The sequence below is a fragment of the Thalassolituus sp. ST750PaO-4 genome, assembly GCF_020320405.1.
GTDB lineage: Bacteria > Pseudomonadota > Gammaproteobacteria > Pseudomonadales > Oceanobacteraceae > Venatoribacter > Venatoribacter alkanivorans.
In genome coordinates, this window is record NZ_JABVCB010000002.1 from 1 (window position 1) to 14,212 (window position 14,212).

12 protein-coding genes and 1 other RNA gene are annotated in these 14,212 nt (G+C 54.6%); 8 read left to right on the forward strand and 5 right to left on the reverse strand.

Annotation, left to right across the window (positions count from 1 at the left end; translation table 11 throughout):
• Window positions 1-2,845: Ig-like domain-containing protein (locus HUF18_RS02100; protein ID WP_225690973.1), on the forward strand; the 2,845-nt coding region annotated here is incomplete at its 5' end.
• 101 nt (window positions 2,846-2,946) lie between these two features.
• On the opposite strand, the gene HUF18_RS02105 is transcribed toward HUF18_RS02100, so the two are convergent.
• From HUF18_RS02105 to HUF18_RS02115, 3 genes are all read right to left on the reverse strand, one after another.
• Window positions 2,947-3,531, reverse strand: coding sequence for a phosphoheptose isomerase (locus tag HUF18_RS02105; RefSeq protein ID WP_444875581.1), 585 nt, complete (start codon window positions 3,529-3,531; stop codon window positions 2,947-2,949).
• Between the two features lie 71 nt (window positions 3,532-3,602).
• A complete protein-coding gene (locus HUF18_RS02110) occupies window positions 3,603-4,562 on the reverse strand; it encodes a M56 family metallopeptidase (protein ID WP_225690974.1) in 960 nt (319 codons plus the stop codon).
• On the reverse strand, window positions 4,552-4,995 hold the full coding sequence (locus tag HUF18_RS02115; RefSeq protein ID WP_225690975.1) for a BlaI/MecI/CopY family transcriptional regulator: 444 nt from the start codon (window positions 4,993-4,995) through the stop codon (window positions 4,552-4,554). Before HUF18_RS02115 ends, HUF18_RS02110 begins: the two co-directional genes overlap by 11 nt.
• Window positions 4,996-5,203: 208 nt before the next feature.
• Between HUF18_RS02115 and HUF18_RS02120 the strand changes: the two genes are divergently transcribed.
• Window positions 5,204-7,285 carry a TonB-dependent receptor gene (locus HUF18_RS02120; protein ID WP_225690976.1) on the forward strand — a complete coding sequence of 694 codons (2,082 nt, stop codon included), beginning with the start codon at window positions 5,204-5,206 and terminating at the stop codon, window positions 7,283-7,285.
• Between the two features lie 28 nt (window positions 7,286-7,313).
• On the opposite strand, the gene HUF18_RS02125 is transcribed toward HUF18_RS02120, so the two are convergent.
• Window positions 7,314-7,769 carry a YraN family protein gene (locus HUF18_RS02125; protein ID WP_225690977.1) on the reverse strand — a complete coding sequence of 152 codons (456 nt, stop codon included), beginning with the start codon at window positions 7,767-7,769 and terminating at the stop codon, window positions 7,314-7,316.
• A 36-nt stretch (window positions 7,770-7,805) separates the two neighbouring features.
• Complete coding sequence (locus HUF18_RS02130) at window positions 7,806-9,608, reverse strand: penicillin-binding protein activator (protein ID WP_225690978.1); 1,803 nt, start codon at window positions 9,606-9,608, stop codon at window positions 7,806-7,808.
• On the opposite strand from HUF18_RS02130, the gene rsmI reads away from it, so the two are divergent.
• The 6 genes from rsmI (at window position 9,607) to HUF18_RS02160 (ending at window position 14,205) form a co-directional block, all read left to right on the forward strand.
• Entirely contained in the window at window positions 9,607-10,467 is an 861-nt protein-coding gene (gene rsmI, locus HUF18_RS02135) for a 16S rRNA (cytidine(1402)-2'-O)-methyltransferase (RefSeq protein ID WP_225690979.1), read from the forward strand. The genes HUF18_RS02130 and rsmI overlap by 2 nt on opposite strands.
• Before the next feature lie 548 nt (window positions 10,468-11,015).
• Window positions 11,016-11,380, forward strand: an RNA gene (rnpB, locus tag HUF18_RS02140) — RNase P RNA component class A.
• A gap of 537 nt (window positions 11,381-11,917) precedes the next feature.
• Entirely contained in the window at window positions 11,918-12,037 is a 120-nt protein-coding gene (locus HUF18_RS19825; RefSeq protein ID WP_225691004.1) for a zinc ribbon domain-containing protein, read from the forward strand.
• A gap of 75 nt (window positions 12,038-12,112) precedes the next feature.
• Window positions 12,113-12,577, forward strand: a complete 465-nt coding sequence (locus tag HUF18_RS02150) for a GNAT family N-acetyltransferase (RefSeq protein WP_225690980.1) — start codon at window positions 12,113-12,115, stop codon at window positions 12,575-12,577.
• 185 nt (window positions 12,578-12,762) lie between these two features.
• A complete protein-coding gene (locus HUF18_RS02155; protein ID WP_225690981.1) occupies window positions 12,763-13,347 on the forward strand; it encodes a DUF6151 family protein in 585 nt (194 codons plus the stop codon).
• Window positions 13,348-13,425: 78 nt separating this feature from the next.
• Entirely contained in the window at window positions 13,426-14,205 is a 780-nt protein-coding gene (locus tag HUF18_RS02160; RefSeq protein ID WP_225690982.1) for a nucleotidyltransferase domain-containing protein, read from the forward strand.
• Window positions 14,206-14,212: the final 7 nt, after the last annotated feature.

The following is a 14,212-nucleotide window of genomic DNA, read 5'->3' on the forward strand; positions in this document are numbered from 1 at the left end:
CTACATCAGCGTCACTAATGCTTCTGTTGGTGCATTTAATGCAATCAGCTCTTCAGTGTATACCGCATTAATTACGCCAACTGCAGATGGTTCGGTAACGGTGAATGTTGCTGCCGCGGCTGCTCAGGATGCTGCGGGTAATAACAACACAGCTGCGACTCAGCTGGCCGTTACTTACGATGCTACAGCGCCAACGGTTGTGATCGGCGGTGCTAGTAGTACGATTGATGGGCCTTTTACCGCAACCTTTACATTCAGCGAAGCGGTCGGTGATTTTGTGGCGGCAGATGTCACGCTGACCAATGCCACTCCCGGAGCTTTTGTCACAGTCAGCCAAACTGAATACCGTCTTGAGGTAACTCCGGCAGCGCTTGGTCAGGTAACGGTAACGGTTGCTGCCAACAGTGCGCATGATGCTGCGACTAACGGTAACTCCCAAAGTACTCTGTCAGTCGACTATCAGAATGCGGTACCTACGCTCAGCCTGCAGGGACCGGCCCTGGCAACCGGCAGCTTTACCCTCACGCTTGAGTTCAGCGAAACCGTTACAGGTCTAGAGGAAACGGATATCACCGTTGCTAATGGCAGTGTTCAGCAGCTGACCGGTAGTGGTGCTCTGTACAGTGCGGAAATTCTTCCAGTAACCTTGGGGTCTGAAGTCAGTATTAGTGTTGCAGCAGGTGCCGTGAAAGATCTGAGTGGCCAGGATAATCAGGCTGCAATGCTGGTGGTGTCTACCAACAATAATGGTTCTGTCGGTATTTCTGGTCTCGCCGTAGAAGGGGAGATTCTCTCTGCGTTACCAGATGATGCTGATGGTATTCATGGTATTGATGATATTGATGATACTACTCTGATTTATCAGTGGCTGTCGGATGGTAACCCGGTTGGTAGTGCAGAGACTTATACCATCGTTGCTGCTGATGTTGGCCACCGGATTACGGTGCAGGTCAGTTACACCGACAAGCTTGGCCGTAACGAACAGCACACGTCTGCCGCAACAGATACTGTAATCAGTCGGCAGCAGTATGCCCTGAACACTATTTCTTCAGCAGCCGGAAATCCTGTTAATGCCGAGGGATTAACGCTTACTCTGTATCGCCAGGCTGGCCTGAGTTCACCGGGGGATGACGACTTCAACCGTATCCTGCGGATTCTGCACAGTGCAGTTGCCCGTTCTCAGTCTGATGATGTCAATGAGTTGTCCGAGCTGGAAGCCCTGGTTGCCCTGATTATGGAAGCCCAGGACGATGACGGCGATGGCTTGCCGAACAGTCTTGAAGGCGATGTAACGACTGATCGTGATGGTGACGGCATTATCGACCGTGAAGATACCGACAGCGATCAGGACGGTCTGTCTGACCGGGTTGAGCTGGATCTGGTTCTGACCGACAGCGATGACGATGGCATTATCGATTTCTTTGATGCCGATATCGATAACGATGGCAATGTGGATGCTGGCCGCACCGACGATAACCTCGATGGTGCGGAAGACAGCCTGATGAGCATTGAAGGTTATCGTGCGGCCAATGCTCTGGCGGATGCCGATAACGATGGCCTGCTGAATAGTCAGGATCTGGATTCCGATAACGACGGTATCGGCGATCTTATTGAAAACCGTCTGGCCGATGTTGATGGCAACCTGATGGTCGATGATGACCGCATTGAAATAGACGACCGTAACGACCTGATCGACGATAACAACGATGGCATCTTCAACTTCCTGCAGTTAAGCAGTAATGATATTCAGACGGATTTCTCCCTGAGTGGTTTGCCGCTGCTGCTGGACGTTGATAAAGATGGCCGTATTGATAACACCGTGGATATGGATAGCGATGGCCTGATGGATATTATCGATAACGCCGTCGGAGCGTTTGGCTCGCTGCCCGATATTGATGGTGATGGCATTCCGAACCATCTGGATGAAGACGATGATGGTGATGGCATTGCGGATGTGGACGAAAATCCGCAGCTGGCCTTCTTTACCGGTATGGATGCCGATGCCGATGGCATTGATGATGGCGTTGATTACGACGTGAATGGCCAAATCAGCGGCACCGATACTGATGGCAATGGTGTACGTGATGACCGCGAGATGCCGGATTATGATAACGACGGCATTGCTGATCATCTCGACCCCGACTCCGATAACGACAATGTCACCGACGGAGAAGATCCATCAATCAATACCGGCGATGATGTAACGACCGCTACCGGTGCATTCAGTCCATTAATGCTGCTGATGGCTGCGGCACTGGCGATGGCCGGACGAATGGCTGTGCGGGTGCCTGTGCCGGTATCAGTGCCGACATTGTTACTGTTCAGTATGCTCTGGGCGCCGCTGTCGCAAGCTAACAGCACGCAGCCGGCCAGTGAATTGGCGGTGGATGATATGCACTGGCTGCTGGCCTGGGGCGTGGGCTATAGCTGGCTTAGCCCGGAAGTACACGGCAATAATAAAGTCACCGACGACGGCGGGCTGGCCGGGCATTTTGCCGCCGGCCTGCAGCTGAACGATACCTGGCAGGTTCGCTATCAGTACAATATCCCGGGTTCTGCCGAGGTTAATAGCGCCGCTATCGAATACACAGTGCACAGCCTGCTGGCGCAATACAGCCAGCCACTGCAGGGGCAGTGGCGCTGGATGCTGGGAGCGGGAGCCTCGCAGATTGACGTTGATGTGGCAGCGGGCTTTAACGCGGATCTGGATAGCGAGATCCAGCTGAGCCTGCAGGCCGGTGCCAGTTATCAGCTGCCCAACAACATCAGCATTGCTTTACAGGCAACCCGCTATTCGGGTGATGTGCAGACCCTGATGCTGGACTTCAGCCATCTGATTCCCTGATAGCGGCACGGGTGTAAGCAATAAAAAACGGCCCGGGCATGTGAATGTCCGGGCCGTTTTTTTATGCGCCGCGTTTGTCGCAGCCAGAATGCTGTGTAGGGTTATTCTTCGCCGAACAGTGAGCAGTCAATCAGGTCGCACAGGCAGTGAATCACCAGCAGGTGAACTTCCTGAATCCGCGCCGTTATATTGGCCGGTACCCGCACCTCAACATCGTCACGGGTAAGGAGTGACGCCATATGGCCACCGTCTTTACCGGTTAAGGCAACTACCGTCATATCGCGCTCGTGGGCGGCCTGAATGGCCTGCACCACGTTGGCGGAGTTACCGCTGGTGGAAATGGCCAGCAATACGTCGCCGGCATTGCCCAAAGCACGGATCTGCTTAGAGAAAATCTCGTTATAGCTGTAATCGTTGGCGATTGAGGTCACGGTCGATGAGTCGGTGGTCAGAGCAATGGCCGGCAGGCTCGGACGCTCACGCTCAAAGCGGTTCAGCAGTTCGGAAGAAAAGTGCTGGGCATCGCCGGCAGAGCCGCCGTTACCACAGGTAAGAATTTTCCCGCCGCTGAGCAGGGCATTCACCATAATCTGCGCCGCGCGCTCAATATAAGGTGGCAGCTCTTCTGCTGCGTGGGTTTTGGTTTCGATACTGGCGCCAAAATGGCCGATGATCCTATCCTGCACAATAACGCTCCGGGAGTAACAGATGGGCCATCATAAATGAGCCATGAGACAAAACCAAATAACAGTGATTCTCAGAGAAATAATGTATCCAGAAGCGGATGCAGCCAGTGGCTGAAAAGCGCCACCTGAGCGCAAAGCAGCAACACCAGCAGCAACCAGCCATCGGCACTGCTGCCAGTGGTTATCTGTTTCTCCGGCAGCAGCGCCTGTATACGCACACCACTGGCTTGGGTCGCCATATCGGTCTGCGGCAGCAGTTGCTGCAGCAGTGTGGCCAGTTCCTCAGGTGCATAACCCTGGCGGGTGACATAGGCGTCGCACTGTAACTCACAGTTCAGCGCAAACTGTTCTTGCAGGGCTTTGCGTGCCTTTGGCAGCCACAGCAGGCTGGCCCAGTACAGCAGGAACTTGCGCAGGTTATCGCGGCACAGAAGGTGGCAGTGCTCATGCAACAGCACCATGGCCGACTGCTGTGGCGTCAGCTGTTGCTGCAGCGCACTGGACAGATAGATCCGTGGGCGCCAGAGCCCTGCACACCAGGCCAGAGGTAACGGTGAATGAATCAGACGAAAGTCCGGTATTGTGGCTTCGTTACTGGGCGTACTGCCTGCTGTGCTGAGCAGATCCACACTGGCCAGACGCTGACGTCCGCGCCGCAACTGATGATTGAACAGCAATAACGCAAACAGCAGCAGAGCGCTGACAACGCCTGCCAGTACGGCTCCGGTCAGCGATGAGGAACTGACATCCGGCACATGCGGGCCACACAGCTGCCCATGGCAATGGGCGCTGTGCAGGGCGCCGGTCAGTCCCGGATTCATCAGCAGAAACACCACCCAGAAAGTCACGACCCAGGGCAGCAGGGCGTACAGCATCAGCAGGCGGGACTGCTGCTGTGGGCGGCTGTTGCGCAGTGTTTTCTGCAGCAGCGGCAACAACAACGCGGCCAATACCGATGACGCCGTCAGGCTAAACGCACTGGCCAGAAGAATATCGGCCAGCTCAGGAATCATGGCCAATTCAGGAGTCATTGTTTGCGCTGCGGCTGTCAGGCTCGTCATTCAGAGCCTGATGCAGACGATCTCCCATGGCCGGTGCCACATCCGCTAAATAATCGATAAAGCCCGACACCATCGGCGCCATATCGCCGCCACTGAGGTCGGCGGCAATGTCGTGCAGCAGATTGCTGATCAGCGCCTGCTTCTGCAGCACAGCACTGTAAAAAAACGCCCGGCTTTCTTTACGGCGCTGCAGCAGGTCTTTGCGGTGCAAACGCTCCAGCGTGCTTTGCACGGTATTCAGCGAGATGTCTTCCTGCAGGCTGGCATGCACCTGCTGCACAGACAGCGCCCCCTGTTGCCAGAGCACTTCCAGAATGGCCAGCTCGCGCTTTCCCAGTGCCGGGGTGCGTGAGCGGGCGGCCGGCAGTTTCAGCCAGCGGGTTAAATCGGTGCTGCGGTTCATGGGTCGTTTGGCCGTTTCTTTTACACGTTTCTGGCGCGTCCGTTATTTCCATCCCTTACCTGCCGCAGATGGCGAACACCGAGCCGTTATCGGTATTCATCTGGACTGATAAGTTCGTCAGCAGATGATGATATTTTCGTTAACAGGGCCGGTGGCGGCAATTGTTGAGAGCCGCCTTACGCCGCTTAAGTGGACAATGAGGATAAAGATGAAAATTCAGCCAGCCGGTTTTTTGTTATTGGGGTTGCCTGTGTTGGCACTGGCGCAACAGGCACCGCTTAACGATAACCCGGCAACAAATAGTGCATCTCTGGATACCCAGCAGGTCACAGCCAGAAATCAACTGCCAGGCGAAGCGATGTCGGCTTCGCAGGGGTATGTCACAGGTGAAGAAATTAATAGCCGGCCATTATTACGCACCGGCGAAGTGCTGGAGCTGGTGCCCGGCTTAGTCGTCACCCAGCACAGTGGCAGCGGCAAGGCGAACCAGTATTTTCTGCGCGGCTTTAATCTCGATCATGGTACCGACTTCGCCACCTTTGTTGATGGTATGCCGGTCAATATGCGCACCCATGGCCACGGGCAGGGTTATACCGACCTGAATTTTATTATCCCGGAAAGCATCGGCGCGCTGAGTTATCAGAAAGGCAGTTACTACGCCGATGTCGGTGATTTCAGCGGTGCCGGCAGTGCTGCCCTGCAGACCGCCGATGCCTTTGCACAGGGGCTGGCGCAGCTGAGTCTGGGTGAAGATCAGTATCGCCGGGCGCTGCTGCTCGACAGTCTGAGCAATGCTCAGGGCGACTGGCTGTATGCACTGGAGCGCAATACCTACGATGGCCCCTGGAGCGATATCCGTGAAGATCTGGATAAAACCAGCCTGCTGCTCAAACATCGCCGCACACTGGCCGGCGGCAAGCTGAGCCTGTCCTTTATGGGCTACGACAATCAATGGAACAGCGCCGACCAGATTCCGCAGCGCGCGGTCGACAGCGGCCTGATCGACGAGCTGGGTTCGCTGAATGACAGCGTGGGCGGCGAATCCAGCCGCTACAGCCTCAATGCCATCTGGCAGCGTGAGGGTGTTCAGGCTTCGGCCTATGCCATCCGTTACGACATGAATCTGTGGTCGGACTTCACCTATTTTCTCGATGACGGGGTCAACGGCGATCAGTTTGAGCAGGTTGATAAACGCTGGATCTACGGCGGTCAGGTCAGTTACCTCTGGCACTCAGAGATGGCCGGACTGGCGATGAGCAACCGTATCGGCGCTGACCTGCGCTATGACGATATCGGCGAAGTTGGCCTGTACCGCAGCAAGCAGCGCCAGCGTATGGGAACCGTACGCAGCGACCGTGTAGGCGAACTCAGCAGCGGCTTCTATGGCGAAAACACCCTGTACTGGAATGAACGCGTGCGCACCGTGCTCGGCCTGCGCTACGACCACTACCGTTTTGACGTGCAAAGCCGGGTTGGCAGCAATATCAATGGCGTGGATCTGCGCGCCAACAGCGGCAAGGCCAGCGATGACAATATCGCCTTAAAAGGCAGCCTGATCGTCGCCCTGAACCGCGACTGGGAAAGCTATCTGGCGGCAGGGCAGGGGCTGCATTCCAACGACGCACGCGGCACCACCATTCAGGTTGATCCGGCCGATGGCAGTGCGGTTGCGGCGGTTGATCCGCTGGTGGATTCGATGGGTTATGAGGTTGGCGTACGCGGTGTTATGGCCGGGCGTCTGAGCACCTCGCTGGCGTTGTGGCAGCTGGATCTCGACAGCGAACTGCTGTTTGTCGGCGATGCCGGTAATACCGAAGCCAGCCGTGCCTCACGGCGCAAAGGGCTGGAAATGACGCTCTATTATCAGCTGAACGAGCGCTGGAATATGGATCTGGAATACGCCTGGACCAAAGCAGAATTACGCGGCGATGCGGCCGGGGGGAACGAGATTCCCGGTGCGGTGCGCAATGTGCTGCAGGCGGGTATCAGCAGCCAGCGCGGTGCGGGCTGGTTTGGCAGTCTGCGCCTGCGCTATTTTGGTGAGCGGCCGCTGGTGGAAGATGGCTCGGTCACCTCCGATCCGACTACAGTGGTGAATCTGCGCAGCGGCTACAGCCTGAACAGCTGGGTGTTCAGTGCCGATGTGCTTAATCTGTTCGACAGCCGCGATCACGATATTGATTACTGGTACGCCTCGCGTCTGGCGGGCGAAAGCAGTGAGCAGGAGGATATTCATTACCATGTAATCGAACCGCGCACTGTGCGTCTGGCGGCGGCCTATCAGTTCTGAGGCGGGTGCTGTCTGTTGCTATACGGGGTCAGCCAAACACATTCCGCAGCCACTCAAACTGCACCGGCTGACCACTGCCCGACATCACGTCAAAGCGGCAGTCCGGCGGGTTCGCACCATAGTGTTGCTGCAGATAGTGCTGAGCTGTTTTGACTAAGCGCTGTTGTTTGTGATGAGTGATGCTTTCGGCGCCGCTGCCGTGGCTTTGGCTGGCGCGGTAACGCACCTCAACAAAGACCAGCACCTTGCCGTGGCGCATAATCAGGTCGATTTCACCGCCGCGGATGGTGTAATTGCGGGTAACGGCTTTCAGCCCCTGACGCTTAAGGAAGTGTTCGGCGGCCTGTTCAATCTCGGCGCCTTTTTTACGGGTTGCAGGTTTACGGGTTGCAGGCTTTTCTGCAGTACAGGTTTCAGCGGCAGAGGAATTCTCTGCCGTTTGTTCTGAATCCTGCGGGTTTTTGTCTTTGCGGGTAAACCACATGGCATCCTTGCCTCGTGAGTTATGCGGTGTGAGTACTCAGCGTCTGGCTAAACGCTGCGGCCGGCCAGAACGGAACTGGGTACATTCGGTACGGCGGTGAATGCGGCGCTCGTGATCCAGCGCCAGCGCGCCGGTGCTGCCAAACATCTGGCTGTGCGGGAATACTTCCAGCTGTTTTAACCGTGGCAGCAGGCGGAAGGCATCCACGCCCATGGCGTATAAGCGGGCATAGCCGCCCTGACCATTCGGCATCACTTTTTCTACGGTGCGGTACAGCTCGCTGCTTTCCAGCAACCAGGGTACGTCGCAGAACTGCACGCCGTTCAGGTCGCGGTCTTTGGTTGGATTCGGTTCGCCGGAATACACATGCGAGGTGGCGTATACCGGCAGATCACCGGCAAAGTTAAACGCCAGTGTTGGCTTGATCTGGCGGGCCTGCTGCGGCAGGGCGACCATAAACACCCAGTCGACATCCTGACGACGGCGCGGCTCAAATTCGGTGCTCTGACGCAACAGACGGCGCATGGTCTGATAACGCTTCTGGCTGTCGTCGACGTTCAGCAGTGCTTTGATTTCCGGGTTGTAGTCCTGACGGTTCGGATAAAAACGCTGTTCGCCGATTTCACCACCCAGCTCCAGCCAGCGCTGTTCAAAGGCGGCATAAATACGCTCGCCCCAGTTGCCCTGCGGTACCAGTACCAGCGCGCGGCGCAGGCCATCGGTCCAGGCTTTTTCGGCAATCTGTACGGCTTCGTCTTCAGCGGCCAGGCCGAACTGGTAGAGGTTGGCGGGCAGGGTTTCGGCTTCGCTGCGGTCACCATAGTTCAGGGCCAGGGTTGGCAGCGGCAGGGTTTCGCGTTGCTGCAGCGCCTGCACCTGCATTTTGTTGATCGGCCCGATCACCCACTGCGCACCGTCGAGCTGCGCCTGGGCGTAAGCAATATCGATATCGCTGTATTTCTGGCTGTCGTACAGGTGTACCTGCGGAATGGCGTAGCCTTTATCCAGAGACTCGTAGTAAGCGGCCATAAAACCATCGCGGATGGCGCCACCGGTTTTCTCCAGCGGGCCGGATAACGGCAGCATCAGTGCGACGCTGTGCGGGCGGTTAGCCGCCAGATCAGCCAGCAGCGCCAGGCCGCCGGGTAATTGTATCGCTGCCGGGTGAGCCGGATTCTGTTCGCGCCATGTAGTTACCGCCGCCAGATGTTCGTCCAGTGTCAGGCGTGAGTTACGGGAAATCGCCGCCAGCCGCAGCCAGTCGCCAAACTGGGTCGCCGGGGTTTTTTCTGCCCATTCCAGCAGCTCAACTTCCGGCATGGCCATTAAATCCTGCCAGATTTGCTCATGATTCTGTTCGCGCTGCTCCGGATTTAATGCGCCGGATAAAAAATCACGCTCGCGCGCGGCGGCCAGATATTCGCCATTGCTTTCGTACCAGCGGGCTTTTAACAGGCTGGCACGCAGTTCCTGCTCCGGCGTGGCGTAATCCATACGCAGGGCAAGCTGGCTGAGATATTCGCCGGCAATTTCCGGCTCGTTGCTGCCCAGATGCATCTGCGCCGACAGCAGCATAAATTCCACCTGCTCCTGTGGCGTGAGCACACGCTCGTGCAACAGTTGCAATTGCAGCGCAGCATTGCCAAACTCGCCGTCGTCGAGTTCGCCGCGAATCTGCTGCATTAATACTGAATTACTCTGACTACTGCTTTCGGTAAGGCTGTTGTTGCCCAGCCCGGTTTGTCCCGGTGTGGTAGAACAACCGCTTAAACCCAGACCCGCGCTGACAACCAGCAGCGATAATCCGCGTAACCAACGATCAGGTAAGTTTCCCCGCATGACTTCAGATTCCAGAATGCAGGTCGGCACGTTTTACGTCGTGGCGACACCCATTGGTAATTTGGCTGACCTCACCGAGCGTGCAAAGCAGGTGCTGACCAGCGTTGATGTAATTGCCTGCGAGGATACCAGACATACCGCAAAATTACTCCAGCACCTGGGCCTGCGAAAGCCGCTGTTATCGGTGCACGAACACAACGAACGCGAGCGCGTAGAACAGATTGCCCGCCATCTGGAACAGGGCCAGAGCATGGCGCTGGTATCCGATGCCGGTACCCCGTTAATTTCCGATCCGGGATATCCTTTGGTGCAGGCGCTGCGTGCGCGCGGCCTGAATGTCAGCCCGATTCCCGGCGTCAGCGCCATTATTACTGCCCTGAGTGCCGCGGGCCTGCCGACCGACCGTTTTACTTTTGAAGGTTTCTTACCGCATAAAAGTGGTGCCAAACGCGAAAAATTACTGGCTCAGGAACAGGAAGCACGCACCCTGGTGTACTACGAATCCAAACACCGGATTCTCGATACGCTGGTGGTTATGGCGGAGGTTTTTGGCGCAGAACGTCAAGCCTGTGTTGCACGTGAATTAACCAAGACCTTCGAGACTTTTTATCACGGCACACTGCCAGACATTCTCAGCCAGCTGCAGGCGGATACCGACCAGCAGAAGGGTGAATTCGTGGTGATGATTGCCGGCAACCCCGATCCGGCCCCGGCCAGCGAAGTCGACAGCAACAAATTGTTCCGCCTGCTGCTGGCCGAACTGCCACCGAAAAAAGCAGCGGCTATTATCGCCGACCTGACCGGCGAGAATAAAAAAGAGCTGTACCAGAAAGCGCTGGAAATGCAGGGAAAAGCTTAAACACAGGCGTCTGCGGGTATTCCGCACCGCCGCAGACAATTGACTGAATACGATGGTTGATTCAGTGGGAGTGACTTTCAGTAGTGTGAGTGACTTTCAGTAGTGGGAGTGACTTTCAGTCACGACTAAGAGCGCGGCAGAAATGCCGCTCCCACTGGTTTGGTTATTTCCCTTTCCCGCAGACCCCGCGCCCGAATACCGGCTTAGCGCCAGACAGTCTGGCCGGCGGGTTCAGTTTTTATAGCACTTACTCTGTATTCCTGTAGAACTGCCGTCCGAATTTTGGTTTAGCACCAGACAGTCTGGCTATTGTTTTCCTTTCCTGTAGAACCCCGTGCCCGAATACCGGTTTAGCGCCAGACAGTCTGGCCGGCGGGTTCAGTTTTTATAGCACTTACTCCGTATTCCTGTAGAACTGCCGTCCGAATTTTGGTTTAGCACCAGACAGTCTGGCTATTGTTTTCCTTTCCTGTAGATTCCGCGCCCGAATACCGGCTTAGCGCCAGACAGTCTGGCTATTACTGCTCGTTCCTGTAGAATCCGCGCCCGGAGTCGGCCAGACAGTCGTCGCCCGCACTGGCAACAGTGTGGGGGGAGGAAAGTCCGGGCTTCACAGGGCAGGGTGCCAGGTAACGCCTGGGAGGCGCGAGCCTACGACCAGTGCAACAGAGAGCAAACCGCCGATGGCCCGCGCAAGCGGGATCAGGTAAGGGTGAAAGGGTGCGGTAAGAGCGCACCGCGCGACTGGTAACAGTTCGTGGCACGGTAAACTCCACCCGAAGCAAGACCAAATAGGTTCCCTATAGGCGCGGCCCGCGCTGGGAACGGGTAGGTTGCTTGAGCCTGTGAGTGATTGCAGGCCTAGACGAATGACTGTCCACGACAGAACCCGGCTTATCGGCTGACTCCTTTTATTATGAAAACCCCGCTCAGGAAACTGAGCGGGGTTTTTCTTTACCAGCGTTTCGCCGGCTTCGGCGGGGACAGTGACTGCCCACGACGACGATTCAGAAACTCAGGGCTTATCGGCTGACTCCACTTATTTAAAAGCCCCTGCAGGCTAACGTTTGCAGGGGCTTTTTCTTTGGTCCTAAGCCGGTTCTGTCGGGACAGTGGCTGCCCACGACGACGATCCAGAAATTCAGGGCTTATCGGCTGATTCCTTTTATTATGAAAACCCCGCTCAGGAAACTGAGCGGGGTTTTTCTTTACCAGCGTTTCGCCGGTTTCTGTCGGGACAGTGACTGCCCACGACGACGATTCAGAAACTCAGGGCTTATCAGCTGGCTCCTTTTATTTTTAAAGCCCATACAAATGCGAGTTTGTATGGGCTTTTCTTTTTGTGGCAAGCCGGACCCTGTCGGTGTGGGAGCGGATGTTATCCGCGATCGAAGTAGAATAGGCAGCTGGTTAACATCATCCGTTCACCCCGAACAACGAGGAACGCGAAATTTTCAATGTCGATAGTAAACAGTATATAAATATCACCTGTGAAAACTGTAAGTTTGTTGAAATGTATAAAGGCTCTGTTGGCGAGCTCTCAAATATTATAGATTTACTTGTTAATTAGCATAGAAATTCTCATAAACCTATAGGCACACTAACTGAGCCGCTTAGCTTGTCGCGGCATGGTGAAACCAGCATTATGATTCCGGTAAAACTAAGAGATCTTCAACGTCAGGATAAAACAGCGGTTATGGCCATGCTTCAGGATTCCCGGGTTATGAGGTTTCTTGGGCCCCGCCGGGCTTTAACAGAAGATGAGGCGGATTCGTGGTTTGAGAATGCGCTTGATAACCCGTCACGTTTTGCTATTGCCCAATCTGATACTGATGAGTTCATCGGATTCTGCGGTGTTAAAGAGATCGAAGGTGTTTTGGACTTCGGCTATTTCATCAGATCGGAGTTCTGGGGTAATGGCATAGTGGTAAGGGCCTCCAGACTGGCGCTTGAAAGGTTGTCGGCTGAGATCGACACAGAGTCCGTTCAGGTTTTTATTGCTGACGATAATGTGGCAAGCAAGAGAGTGGCCCAGAAATTGGGCTGGCAGGTCACACACAATGGGACTAAGGATGGGGAGTATGGCGGATATTACCGGATCGTCCTGTAATGCATGAAAATGACCTGTGACTTTTCTCCGCTTTAACGCACCCTAAAGTAAAACCGACAGGCACTGAATGCCTGAGTATCAGAATGATCACCAGAAATAAGATTTAACTTTAATTAGTGTTAACAGGCCCTAAACATGCATCATAAAAGCTATCCAGATAGCATTTTTCAGTAACGAGTAAAAATATGCACAAAATTCAGTGTCAATGCGGGGCTCTTAGTGGTCATGTTCGAGGGGCCGGAGCCTGTAGTCGGGTGGTATGTTACTGTGCCGACTGTCAGGCTTTTGCGAAATTTTTAGGCCGGGCAGGTGATATTCTGGATGCACAGGGAGGGACTGAAATTGTGCAGTTGGCACAGCCCCGTGTGGTTTTTTCACAAGGTAAGGAGCATCTCGCGGCTGTGCGGCTTAGCGATCAGGGGATGATCCGCTGGTATGCCGCCTGCTGTAACACTCCCCTTGGTAATACGCTGCCTGATCCTAAGGTTTCATTTATCGGCCTTATTCATTCGGTGCTGAATCGTGCAAAGATGGCTGAAGATTTTGGCAAGAATATCGCAATAGTCAATGTGGATTCTGCTATAGGAGAACCGAAGCCGAAGCAAAAAGGACTCCCCGGTATGATTGTAAGATTTTTGTGGATTATTTTATCCATGCGTATCGGTGGTAAGTATCGTAATTCTCCGCTTTTTACTGAGTCTGGTGAACCTGTTGTGTCACCCGTTATACTCAGTGTCGAAGAGTTTAAGAAATTAAAAAATACCCTGTGATAAGGTGTTATGTATTTACAGCGTCATGGGCTATAAACCCTGTAGTGACGGTGATTACCAGGTTAACCAGACATCGCTATGATTGAACCCGCTGTTAAAAAAGAGATCCTTACCCGCATTGAAAACGCCGAAAAAGAGCACGGCGTCCGTGTTCTTTACGCGGTTGAATCGGGTAGCCGTGCCTGGGGATTCGAGTCACCTAACAGTGATTACGATGTGCGGTTTATCTATGCACATCCTAAAGACTGGTATGTGGCGGTGGATCTGGAAGATAAGCGCGATGTTATCGAGTATCCGATTGTGGATGAGATCGACATCAACGGCTGGGATATCCGCAAAGCCTTAAAGCTGTTCTCGCGCTCGAATCCGGCCTTTGTCGAGTGGCTGCAGTCGCCCATTGTTTACCTTGATCGCGGTGATTTTGCGCACAGGTCGCGTGAACTTATGAGCCGGGTCTACTGTGTTGAAAAAGGGATTTACCACTACCGCAGTATGGCGAAGACGAACTACCGGGGTTATCTGCGTGATGATCTGGTGCCAATCAAGAAATACTTTTATGTATTACGGCCGTTGCTGTCCATTATGTGGCTGGAGAAGTATCGCGAGCCTGCACCCATTGAATTTGAAACTCTGCGCCAGCTGATCGCTGGTAACAGCGAGCTGAATGAACGGATATCAGCACTGCTGGAACGTAAGAAGATAAGCCTGGAAAAGGAACTTGCTCCGCCGATTCCGGAGCTGAATCAGTTTATCGAATCTGAATTAGAACGTCTGGAATCCTTTGCTGACAGTACAGGGAAAGAGCAGTCTGTAATGGATGAACTGAATGCTTTATTTCACGCGAGTCTGGTTTTATAAAATGCTG